Annotated in this window: 9 protein-coding genes; all 9 read left to right on the forward strand. The window is 44.1% G+C overall.

The window, feature by feature from the left end; all coding sequences use genetic code 11:
• The first annotated feature begins 262 nt into the window (after positions 1–262).
• Positions 263–1477 (forward strand): MFS transporter, encoded by a 1215-nt coding sequence (locus XI25_RS08735; protein ID WP_046678218.1) that lies wholly within the window; start codon positions 263–265, stop codon positions 1475–1477.
• Positions 1478–1676: 199 nt separating this feature from the next.
• A complete protein-coding gene (locus XI25_RS08740; RefSeq protein WP_046678219.1) occupies positions 1677–1970 on the forward strand; it encodes an inositol monophosphatase family protein in 294 nt (97 codons plus the stop codon).
• A complete protein-coding gene (locus XI25_RS08745) occupies positions 1955–2410 on the forward strand; it encodes a hypothetical protein (RefSeq protein ID WP_046678220.1) in 456 nt (151 codons plus the stop codon). Before XI25_RS08740 ends, XI25_RS08745 begins: the two co-directional genes overlap by 16 nt.
• Before the next feature lie 700 nt (positions 2411–3110).
• Complete coding sequence (locus tag XI25_RS32030; protein WP_442950372.1) at positions 3111–3311, forward strand: MurR/RpiR family transcriptional regulator; 201 nt, start codon at positions 3111–3113, stop codon at positions 3309–3311.
• A gap of 140 nt (positions 3312–3451) precedes the next feature.
• Positions 3452–6784: a family 10 glycosylhydrolase gene (locus XI25_RS08750; RefSeq protein ID WP_052759529.1), complete on the forward strand. Its 3333-nt coding sequence runs from the start codon at positions 3452–3454 to the stop codon at positions 6782–6784.
• A gap of 490 nt (positions 6785–7274) precedes the next feature.
• A complete protein-coding gene (locus XI25_RS08755) occupies positions 7275–8579 on the forward strand; it encodes an ABC transporter substrate-binding protein (RefSeq protein WP_046678221.1) in 1305 nt (434 codons plus the stop codon).
• A gap of 103 nt (positions 8580–8682) precedes the next feature.
• On the forward strand, positions 8683–9582 hold the full coding sequence (locus XI25_RS08760; RefSeq protein ID WP_046678222.1) for a carbohydrate ABC transporter permease: 900 nt from the start codon (positions 8683–8685) through the stop codon (positions 9580–9582).
• Between the two features lie 12 nt (positions 9583–9594).
• Positions 9595–10425 (forward strand): carbohydrate ABC transporter permease, encoded by an 831-nt coding sequence (locus XI25_RS08765; RefSeq protein WP_052759530.1) that lies wholly within the window; start codon positions 9595–9597, stop codon positions 10423–10425.
• A gap of 15 nt (positions 10426–10440) precedes the next feature.
• The gene (locus XI25_RS08770) at positions 10441–11979 is read left to right on the forward strand and encodes a DUF4127 family protein (protein ID WP_046678224.1); all 1539 of its coding nucleotides are present in this window, start codon (positions 10441–10443) and stop codon (positions 11977–11979) included.
• The last annotated feature ends 121 nt before the right edge of the window (positions 11980–12100 follow it).

Below are 12100 nucleotides of genomic sequence, written 5' to 3' on the forward strand. Positions count from 1 at the left end.
GTATGTATCACGGAATAAATTTTCCTTTAATACAGTCCAGAGAGGCTGAAAAGGGCTACGTGATATTTTAGGTTAATAATATCTATGTCTTCGCATGCCCTTTTTGCCCTCTGTGCAAGAAGGGCTTTTTATTTTGCTTAAGCACCTCTTTTAAAGGGAGTCCTGTGAGGCTTCAAAAGAGAATGGAAAGTCTTGTGTAATCCATTCCCTCAAACACGCTAAAAGAGAGTTTTTATCATCAAGAAATTGGAGGAACGTTAGAATGGATTATCGTAAGAAAACAGTGGTAGCTTCAGTAGCTGGTTTAACGTTGGAAGGAATGGACATTATGTTTATTTCCTTTGCGATGACAATGATTATTTCAGAATTTAACATTGATTTCGCAACGGGTGGACTGATTTCTTCCATAACGAATATCGGCATGCTGCTAGGCGGTATTATTTTTGGGGTTTTAGCTGATAAGTATGGGCGAGTAAAAGTGTTTACGCATACCGTCTTGTTGTTTGCGATTGGAACGGCTTTAACGGGATTAGCAGCGAATATTGAACAAGTTTATATTTTCAGATTTATCGCAGGTCTTGGCGCAGGGGGCGAATATGGCATTGGTATGGCTCTCGTTGCTGAGGCTTGGCCGAAAAACAAACAAGGAAGAGCATCCTCCTATGTGAGTGTAGGTGCTCAGTACGGCGTTATTTTAGCAGCGTTACTAAGCGCTGTCATTCTTCCGTCCTTGGGATGGAGAGCCCTATTCTTTGTTGGCGTGGTACCTGTCATTTTCGCCATTATTGTGCGAAAGAACCTTGAAGAATCTCCAAAGTGGCTGGCTGCCCAGAAGAATAAAGAAATCAACAAGCAACATGAAAAAGGCAAGCTGGCTCAACTATTTGAAACGCCTAGAACATCGATGACAACAATTTCATTGATTATTATGGCAACGGTGCAAATTGCCGGTTACAATGGTTTGATGATTTGGCTGCCATCCATGCTGCAGAAATCGCAAGGTTTATCCGTTTCAAGTTCCGCTCTGTGGACCATTAGTACAGCGGTTGGCATGATTATTGGGATGCTGGCGTTCGGCCTGTTTATGGACCGATTTGGTGCAAAACGTGCTTTTGGCATCTTCTTGCTTGCCTCTGCATGTGCTGTGTTTTTATACTCCTACGCTGCTGGAAGTGTCGCTATTTTAATCGGTGGCGCGATTGTCGGCTTCTTCTCGAATGGCATGTTTGCTGGGTATGGAGCTTTAATTAGCAGCTTCTATCCCGTGCAGATTCGAAGTACGGCCACAAATACAATTTTTAACTTCGGTAGAGCCATTGGAGGATTTTCGCCAATCTTTGTCGGCTATATTCTGCAAAGTTATGATATGACGGTCGTCATGATCTACTTGGCTGCGTTATACTGCATTTCCTTTATCGTCATGTTGACTCTAAGAAAAGAGCCGAATGAGGTTCTGCAACCCGTTGAAGTTAAATAAATATAAGCATGATAGAACGAATTCCACATCATAGGGATTCGTTTTTTTTATGGTACGCTCGGTATGGTATGGTATGGTATGGACTATAATAAAGACGCAGTTATAGGAAATTAAAAAGCATAAATGATCAATAAAGCTCAATTACTGATTTTCGATAGACCAATTCCTTAGGAACATTAATATTTTGGGAGGGTCTAAAGTGAAAGATAAAGCACTTGAATGGGCCAAATTCGCGGAGAGAGTAATTCGCATAGCTGGGAAAAAAATGATTGAATTAAGGACGGAATCACTCGTAGAAGTAACATATAAAAATGTTGGAGAACTTGTAACCTCAGCAGATATTGCCTCTGATAACATTATTCGTGACGCAATTGCCAGCTCTTATCCTGAACATGGTATTCTCTCGGAAGAAAATTCAGGTGGTGTCTGGGCAAAAAGAAAGGGAGTATTTTTGATGAGATTAGAAGGAGAAGGTGTATGGATTTTTCAATAGTCTCAGATACTGCTGGTGCGAGAGTTGGTGAATTAGCCAGTGAATTAAGAAAAGCATTGGAATCCAACATAAACTCAAAATATGGTCATGTCGATGTCTCGATCGGTATCGCTTTTAGATGCTTGCCTGAATCCTATGGAAGAAAGTCATTTATTCGATTTACAAAGGATAACTATCTGACAATCGATATTGCAGTTACGGTAGAAGAATATGAAGAGATGTATAAAGCAGAGCAACGGTATCATTTGGGGAATCTTTTCTTAGAGTACCTAAACACGGCGTTACAGAAACACAACTTTGAAGGGCTTGAGAAAGAGATGTTCATAAATGACATTAAAATGTGGGCACGCGAAATCCCTTTGAGAATGGATAATGGTTCGACAAAATTCTGCAATTGGTTTAAGGAAGAGATGGATTGGACTGTAGATCTTGATAAATGAAGATAGTTTTATGTTGGCTGAACAAAGAAGAAATAAGGAGTTTACTATGAGTAAAGGATTTGAATCAAGTCCAGAGTTTAAAGCCATGACTAGCTTTTCCAATAGTTACTGATGGTTTGGCGAATACGACCGAGTATAACTTCTGATATACGGTCTGAATCAAGTCTTTCAATGGCTTGTCATGATCCGCCTTATGCCTCTTTAAAAAAGCATAGTACCTACTTCTGGAGCTGTCTTACACTTTGCATAAATCACTAACACTGTACTCGCCTGCTGCTTCCTTTATCGTTCTATATTTTTGAATCGTTCCTCCTGCATCCAAATTTCCAAACACTTTTTTAACATTTCATTCTCCCGTTTCAGCTGATTCACGTAACGATCTTGGTCGATATACTGCTGGCGTCTTCCTCGCTAATCCAAGCCCAAACTCACCCTTCTCTCGATATTGCCTCATCCATTTCTTCATCCGATGTTTATCATGAATCCCCAAATTTTACTGCACTTGGTATAAACACGTGCTCAAAAGTTTTTTAGAAAGGAGGAAAAATTTAATTTTTATTACAAAATAGGCGGAAATATTCTTCCTTGAATGTGAGTTGTCTGTTATGATGAATATAACGATTTATTCACATTTTTGGGAGTTGGTAGGTTGTATGAAGCACACACAGAAACTAATTAATTCCACCAACACGTATTACTGATCTCTGGTGTTTATTCTTCCTTGACGAAGGCGGAGAAGAAAGTTGTCGATGCTGTACAGAGCAATCCTGAGGAAGCGGTACTGGCTACAGTGACAGATTTAGCGGAACGAGCAGGTGTAGGGGAAACATCTGTTATTCGATTTTGCCGGGCTTTAGGGTTAAACGTAGAAATTCAACATGATTCACAAATCATAGCATAAGAGGGATACCCCATCATTATTGTTGGAGGTGATGCTTGTAAAAAACTCGGCAAAAAAAGATTTGTAGATGAGATTAGTTGTACATAAGATGGAGTGCTTGGGAAGCTGTATTTTCATGAACAATATGGGGAGGTTTGAAAATGAGATTAAAGAACACGCTGTCTTTCATCTTATGTTTTGCTCTCATTTTTTCAGGGACGACGTTGACTGTGTTGGCCGATGAAGCCATCACGGCGAAAGCTGCAAATGGCAACGCCATCAGCATTACAGCAGTGAATCGAGCCATCGGAGCTTCAGATGAAATGATCCTGTTTACCCGAGAAAATAGTAGTAAGCTCACAGATTCGAACCCTTACGCGGCTGCTGCAGTCGTTGACTACCATGAAGGTACTTACAGTGTTACGGACGTCACTTATCGTGAAGGTGCTGTACAAATACCGACGAACGGCTTTGTACTGTTTGGTCACGGATCGAGTGAACAGTGGATTAAAGACAATATGAGTCCGGGTGATCCGGTTGAGATTGTTGGCTACACGCTACCTGTACCGGTGGTCGGAGGTCCACAGCTCATCACAGAGCAGGGAACCATACCGATCGACGTTGTAGATCAGGATCAACCGACGAACACCATCGCCGTCTATACACGTCATTTTGGTGAGAAGACAAAACCATTCTCTGAAGATACCGTTCAATATATCATCACCAATGATGTGTCGGTCGTGAAAAGCACATATGATGTTCATGGTCAGAGTGGAACCTACATTCCTGCGAACGGTTATGTCATTTCGGCTTCTGGCAACGCTGCGTCATCCTTGAATTTGGGGGTAGGGCAGTCCGTACAAGCGATTAACGTAGATATTCCTATTCTGCCTAGCAAGTATTTGAAAGTGAATGGTATTGCGGTAGGCATTGATAAAATAAATGGGCCGCGTGGTGCGGGAGAGGTGGTGTTATACCAGCCTACTTATGGCGCAACCACCAATCAGAATGCTTGGGGAATGGAGCTTACAGTTGTTGGCAATAAGGTAACGGGCGTCGTGGAGATTGCATACGATCCCAACACAGGGGCTTATCTCGATAACAATTCCTCCATTCCATCGGATGGATATGTACTGTCGATTCAATCGGCAAGTCCATTCTATAACCAACTAGCGGGTCAAGTGCGTATTGGTGCAGAAGTTGAGCTCGTGACGGATAGTTTAATTTACCAAGCGGCTAGAACCTCGTTTGATGCATTTAATCCGAAAGTAAAAGAAGATAATCCCGGAGGCTGGGACAATGTTGGCAATGTGCCTTATCCAGGATTTCGTGGATCGGATCAGTTGATCGTCTATGATCATAATTATGGCGAGGAGACTGGCACGAACCCATGGGGCAATGAAGTGATTGTTAATGCGGACGGATATGTGACGAACAATGGCGGGAACAACAGTAAAATTCCTGAAGGCGGCTATGTATTATCCGGTCATGGGGTTAAAAACACATGGTTAAAGAATAACGCACTGGTCGGAGCCAAATTGAGTCTAGATTTTGCTAAAAAACAAGTGTTGGTTATTTTTACGCCGGAATCTTACTTAGATAAAGCATCGATAAGTATCGATAGCGCAGAGAAGGCGCTCCAGTTATCCAAGAATCAATTTATGGATGTGCCTTATACCGAAATTGAACAGAAGATCGTAGAGGCAAAAGACGTTTATGAATTGGCTAAACAGCGACTAAATGAAAGCGGTACCAACGGATTAATGGATTTACTGAATGACTTGGATCAGAAAGTTACGGATGCAAGCTATATGAATTTTGAGTCTCCAAAAGTACAAACTCGAGGTCTCTGGATGCGGCCGAAGGAGAAGAACTTGGAGCAGGTTCGAGATCATGTGAAGAAAATCAAAGAGACCGGTATCAATGCCATCTATCTGGAAACGTGGTGGGATGGATATACTACTTGGCCAACGTCTTTGCCAGATACCGAATTAAATCCTTTGTATGAAGGCTTTGATGTACTTGGAGCATTCATTGAGGAAGGCAAGAAACAGGGGATTGAAATTCATGCCTGGGTGGAGAACTTCTTTGTCGGCGGACCGGTTGTGGTGAATCATCCCGATTGGCTCTTGATAAGCAGAAAAGGTATTAATTATGAAGAAGGCATTAACAATGCCAAGTGGTATTGGCTTAATCCAGCGCTCCCGCAAGCTAGAGATTTCGTTGCTTCTGTATACGATGAACTCATCACGAAATATGACATTGCTTCACTGCATTTGGATTATGCGAGGTATCCAGGGTCTGGAGATTACACGAATGATTTCGGTTACGACACGTATACCCGCGACTTATTCAGCGAGAAGTATGGCGTTGATCCACTGAACCTTCATCCAGGGGATCAGTACTGGGATGAATGGCTTCAATTCCGTGCGGATATCATTAACACTTGGGTTGCTCGAGTAGCGAATGAAGCGCATCAAATCAAACCAAAGCTACAAATTACAACTGCGGTATGGCCGAATTATGAGGAAGCACCGAAATCGCACGCACAAGAAGCGAAATACTGGTTAGATCATAATTTAATCGATCACTTGTATCATATGTCTTATGCACCGGGCTCGGAATTAACGGTATCTGACCTGAGAAACTCCATGGCATTAGCAGGGGACAATGCATTCGTCTCATCAGGTCTAGACACGTTCCAAGGCAATCCTACATCAGCAGTTGTGGATCAAATTAATGAAGCGACAAAGAATGATGGTGCTGGAGCCGCATTATTTGAATTCGAAGGACTATTTAATTATAAGTATGACAAGTTGCTGAAGATTGGGGTGTATCGTAATGAGGCAATTTTGCCTCAATATGATACAACCAAGCCTCTAGCGACCGTGATGGAAGAAATGATCCGTAAAATCAATGAGATTTACGTTCCTTTCCAAGGGATGAGCCGTAAGGACGGCGAGAAACTAATACAGAAACTTGAATCCGCTGTAAAAGATCTACATGTGAATCCCAATATGACAGATGAAACTGCAAGTGACATGAAACAGAAGATCGACAGCATAAGCAAACTTCTTGCAAGCAACACGATTGATACAGAAGTGAAGAATCGTATGAAGCATGATTTGGACTATGGCAGTAAAATGATAGACGTCTATCTCTCCAAAACAGCGAAAACGCAATTAAGTAAATTGACGGTGAGCTCGGGGAAGTTAGTGAAGTTAACGCCTTCCTTCACACCATCGACGTATGATTACAAGGTAAAGGTCGGGCATTCGGTTACACAGGTAAATATTACGGCGAGTACAAGTAATCAGAATTCGGTTATTTCCATGGGTGGCAATCATATTGAAAATGATTCGGTCATTCCCGTACAACTTCAAGTGGGTTCGAATCTGGTTACGTTACAAGTGATGTCCGAAGATGGACTAATGAAAAACTACACGGTGACGATTCAGCGCGCTGGTAATGATAAAGGGAACCACGAAGAATAACGACAGAGTTGAAACTGCAATATTTAGGTTTCATCTATTCCTAATGAATTCACGGGGTGCCGCAGATCGATTTGGCACCCCGAATTTTTTAATTTATATAGTTGAGGCAATCCCAATATGAGTCTATCCATCGAAAAAGGCGCAAATGTGTTGTGGGTTGATTTTATTGCGAATGGGGTTGCCGGTTTAAATTAGTGGTATGTGCTAGACCGCTGCCGCTATCCGAATGTTTATGTCATATGAAGAAAATAATCTCCTATTATTATAAAAATAGTGGAGAATTTATTCAGTTCGTGTTACAATGAACATGCAGTAAGGGAGAAGGTTGCAGGAACGACACTTATTCCGAAATCATTCATGGATTGGAGCAATTACAGATATAGCGTAGAATAATAAAGCTTTTTTGTAAGCGCTGCCGTTTTCGGACTTACAGTCATTTCTTCTCCTAGCTTTGAGAGATAGTTTATAAAAAAAGAGAGGGTGTTATGGTATGAGTTTCAAAGGTAAAAGATTGATTTCATTACTATTGTCATCAATGATGATGGTAGGGCTATTGGCGGCGTGTGGTTCGGATTCATCGGGCAACAAAGAGGCTGCTTCAAGTGGGAACAACGATAGCAAGAAGCCCGCGGAACAAGTCACGGTAGAGTTCTGGACAATCTCATTGCAGCCGACCTTCAATGATTACTTCAACAAATTGATTGCGGATTATGAAGCGAAGAATCCGAATGTCAAGATCGATTGGAAGGACTACCCTTACGATGCTGTACTGAACAAGCTCATGACAAATATTGCTGGCGGTGATGCGCCAGACGTGGTGAACCTTAATACGGAGCTGGCCAATCAGATGGGAACCAAGGATGCATTGGTTGACTTCAACCAAGAGCTGACAGCGGACCAGAAGGCAGCTTATTTCCCGGGAATCTACTCCTCAACAGAAATGAACGGCAAAGGGTTCGCACTCCCTTGGTACACCGGATTGCCCGTCCTATTCATGAATAAGGATCTGGTGGAGAAAGCTGGACTGAATCCGGACAATCCGCCGAAGACAAAACAGGAATTGAACGAATGGGGTCGCCAGATCAAAGAGAAAACCGGCGCCTACGGCTACATCTTCACGATGGAGGCGCGCACTCTGCTGGAAGAGAACTTGCCGTTCCTGACCGAGGATTATAAGAAGGCAGCTTTTAATACACCGGAAGTGGAAGAGTATGTTAATGAGAATTTACAGCTGTTAAAAGACGGCGTCATTCCAAAAGACATTATCAACTACGATAAACAAGTGCAATACTTCGCGAGTGAGCAAGTGGCCATGTCCTTATCCAGTTCGCCATTCATTAACAAGATCAAGACAGCCGCGCCGGATGTATACAACAAAATGCTTGCCGTTCCAAGTCCGGTTGGCAAAGCGGGCATCCGCTATTCCAACACGATGAACATCGTCGTGCCTTCGGCAACATCTCATAAGAAAGAAGCGGTCGACTTCGCTGTATTCGTAACGAATGCGGCCAATCAACTGGAATTCTCCAAGCTCGCTAATACATTGCCTTCCACAGTAGAGAGCGCCAAAGATCCGTTCTTCTCGGAAAATGACGGAACTCTGGAAGGAATGGCTAAGACCGTATCTGCAGTCAGCCTTGATAAAGCCGAGGATTTCTACATCGGCGTTGAGAATGCCAAAGACGTCAATCAGGCCGTCACCAAAGCATTGCAGGAAATTTATTTGAACGGTGCTGATGCGAAGAAAACATTGACTGAGGCCGAGGGCGAGGTTAACAAAATCTTAGGCAACTAAATACGTCTAGGTGGGCAGGCTTGTCCTGCCCGATTTCTATAAATGGATGTTCAAAAGTGGACTTTTTGAACTACCTAATTAAAGGCGGTGGAGGATTACTATCATGAAAAAAACCCCCTTCTTTACTAGATTCGGCAAGTCGGAAGCGTCAGTGGCTTGGCTCTTTATGACACCGGGTTTGATTCTACTGGCTCTATTTGTCTTCTGGCCGATTATTTATAGCGTACCGCTGGCGCTGACGAATTACTCCGTCATAGGCAATACCGAGTTTGTTGGCTTGGATAACTTCGTTAAGGCGTTGCAAGATAAGAGCTTCATCACGTCACTGCTCAACTCATTGCTATACGTCATTGTTGTGCCATTTATTCAGATTATATCTATTCTTATGGCGATTCTAGTCAACAGCAATGTCAAAGGCATTAAATTATTTCGTACGGCTTATTACATACCCGTAGTTACTTCTATGGTCGCGGTAGCGCTTATTTGGGGCTGGCTGCTCAACCAGAATGGGGTCATAAACTATGTGCTGTCCAATGTAGGGTTAATGAAAGAGCGAATTACCTGGCTGTCCAACAAAGATACAGCACTATGGACACTGATGTTCATTACGATGTGGAAGGGCCTTGGCTACTATATGATGATTTATTTGGCCGGATTGCAATCCATTCCGAAGGATCTGACAGAGGCTGCGATGATTGATGGCGCGAACCGGGCGCAGACGATTCGTAAAATTACAATTCCGCTGTTGAAGCCGTATGTCTTTTTCTGCACGCTTATTTCACTAATGGCGGCAATCCGTGTGTTCGATGAAGTGTTCATCCTGACGATGGGTGGACCGGGGGATTCAACTTTAACATCAAGCTTGTATATTTATCAGCAAGGCTTCCAACAATTTAATTTTGGCTACTCCTCGGCACTTGGCTTAATTGTCAGCGTCATGATTGCTGCGCTTAGTATCGTCATCTTCAGATTCAACCGGAAGGGTGGTGTCAATCCATATTAATGGATGCATGATATGAGAAAAAAACCACTTCGATTAGTGAAATTATTATTGTTGTATGGAGCTTTGATTCTGTTTGCCATTTTTATGATGGGACCATTCCTATGGATCTTCAGTGTGTCGCTCATGCCCGGCAAGAATGTGTTCAGCTCTCCGCCGGCGATCTTCCCGACATTTATCGATTTTGATAATTACGTCCAAGTATGGAATTACATGGACTTTCCAACATACTTAATGAATACCGTTATCATTGCGCTGATGGGCGTTGTAATGAACATCTTCTTTTCTTGTCTTACAGCCTATCCGCTTGCCGTATTCCGTTTCAAAGGCCGGGATCTAATCTTTACACTACTGGTAGCGACGATGATTATTCCCGCTGCAGCCGGCATGGTAGTTAACTATTTGACGGTAAAAGCACTAGGCTTGATGGGCGGGTTTCTTGCAGTCGTGCTTCCTTCAGCGGTTACCGTGTTCAACGTATTCCTAATGAGACAGGCGTTTATGGGCATGCCACATGAGCTGCGCGATTCCGGTAAAGTGGACGGTGCCAGCGAATTTCGTATTTGGCTGCAATTGGCGCTGCCGATTGTGAAGCCGGCGATCGCTGTTATCGGACTATTGGAGTTCATGGGGATGTGGAATAGCTTCCTCTGGCCGATGATTGTGCTTAATGATACGAAGCAGTATCCGATCGCGTCCGCGCTCAGCTTTTTAAATGGCCAATTTTCCTATAATTTTGGCTGGATTGCCGCCGGAACCGTCATTTCGGTTATACCGATTATCATCGTGTTCCTGTGCACCCAGAAATATTACATGGAAGGTGTATCCGGAGCAGTTAAAGGATAGGAGGACACTACTCAAATGAGAAAAATTATATATATTCCGCTGGACGAACGTCCGTGCAATTACGAATTTCCGGCACTTCTTGCCGCGGGAACGGATTATCATGTCGTTCGTCCGGATTTGAGCATGATGGGGCTGAAGAAGCGCCCTGGAGACATCGAACAGCTATGGGCCTGGCTGTTCGAGCAGGCGCGTGATGCAGACGGAGCGATTGTGGCCTTGGACACGTTGCTATACGGAGGAATAATTCCCTCGCGGCTGCATGAGATGACGGAGGAACAATGCGGGGAGCAATTGGAGAAGCTCCGTCAATTAAAGCGGATCAACCCGGCTTTGCAGGTATTTGCTTATCAGCTTATTATGCGTTGCCCGCGCTATTCCAGCAGTGATGAAGAACCGGATTATTACGAGAATTGGGGCAGGGAGATTTTCCGGCGCGGATATATCCGCCACCGGTTGGAGCTGGGCATCGCGACAGAAGAAGAGCAAAATGAATTGCAGCAGATTGAGGGCGTTTTGCCTGAATCGATGTGGCAGGACTACACGGAGCGCCGTGCTGTTAATTTAACAGCGAATAAGAGAGCAATCGAACTGGTGCAGGACGGGGCCGTCGATTTCATGATCATCCCGCAGGATGACTCGGCTCCTTATGGTCTGACTGCGGTGGATCAGCAGCACGTTCGCGAGCATGTCAAGAAGTGTCAGCAGCAGCTGTCCGTCTATATGTATCCCGGGGCCGACGAAGTGGGATGTACGCTACTTGCCCGCATGATCAATCACTTTGAGGGTCGTAAGCCACGGGTGCATGTTCATTTTGCCAGTGTGCAAGGGCCGTTAGTGATACCTCTATATGAAGACCGCGTACTATATGAATCGGTCAAATATCAGATTATGGCGGCCGGAGGACTAATGTCGCCTTCCCTAGCAGAAGCCGATATGGCCCTATGCATCAATACACCCGGCGAGAGCATGATGGAGTCGAATGATCAAGGGCAGCCTTATTTAGGGTATCAGGTATACCGGAATCTAGTTGAACTGATAGAGATGGCTGATGATATTGTTCACCGTCTCGGCAAGCCTTGTGTTATCGCCGATGTAGCCTATGCCAACGGAGCAGATCTTGAACTGCTGCAGCTGCTTCGCGATAAGAAGCTATTGTTCGAATTGGCCGGTTATGCAGGCTGGAATACAAGTGGCAACACGCTCGGAACTTGCATTGCTCAAGGCATGATCTATGCCGTGTATGGCAATACGCCGCAGCATCGCGATTTCCTGTCACTACGCTATGTCGAGGATGGGGGCTATTGTGCCTTCGTGCGTAGGGATGTAAGTGATCGGGTGCTGCCTGGTACGGGATACAATTATTTCTCGATCGACGGACAGCGGGGACAAATCGCCGAGCGGGTCAGAGCTGAATTGACTCGGTTCATCGAGCAGCATTTGCATAACCCAGAGAATAATTATGAGATCGTGATCGACGATTGCTATATGCCTTGGAGTCGGATGTTTGAGGTCGGATTGAAAACCCATGTCCGTGAGACTAAGCAAGGACAATAAAGTACAACGAGGGTTCGAGCTTCGCTAATGCTGCGAGGGTCTACAAATTTTGCAAATAACAGAAAAGGTGCATGAACAGCTCAGGTGGATGCTGGAAGCGCCGGAGGAGGAGCCAGCGAGA

The organism is Paenibacillus sp. DMB20 (assembly GCF_000987955.1).
Classification (GTDB): domain Bacteria; phylum Bacillota; class Bacilli; order Paenibacillales; family Paenibacillaceae; genus Paenibacillus_AQ.

Coding starts and splice junctions, on each gene's coding strand:
- XI25_RS08735 (WP_046678218.1), top strand. CDS start 263: ATGGATTATCGTAAGAAAACAGTGGTAGCTTCAGTAGCTGGTTTAACG.
- XI25_RS08755 (WP_046678221.1), top strand. CDS start 7,275: ATGAGTTTCAAAGGTAAAAGATTGATTTCATTACTATTGTCATCAATG.
- XI25_RS08765 (WP_052759530.1), top strand. CDS start 9,595: ATGAGAAAAAAACCACTTCGATTAGTGAAATTATTATTGTTGTATGGA.
- XI25_RS08750 (WP_052759529.1), top strand. CDS start 3,452: ATGAGATTAAAGAACACGCTGTCTTTCATCTTATGTTTTGCTCTCATT.
- XI25_RS08770 (WP_046678224.1), top strand. CDS start 10,441: ATGAGAAAAATTATATATATTCCGCTGGACGAACGTCCGTGCAATTAC.
- XI25_RS08760 (WP_046678222.1), top strand. CDS start 8,683: ATGAAAAAAACCCCCTTCTTTACTAGATTCGGCAAGTCGGAAGCGTCA.
- XI25_RS08745 (WP_046678220.1), top strand. CDS start 1,955: ATGGATTTTTCAATAGTCTCAGATACTGCTGGTGCGAGAGTTGGTGAA.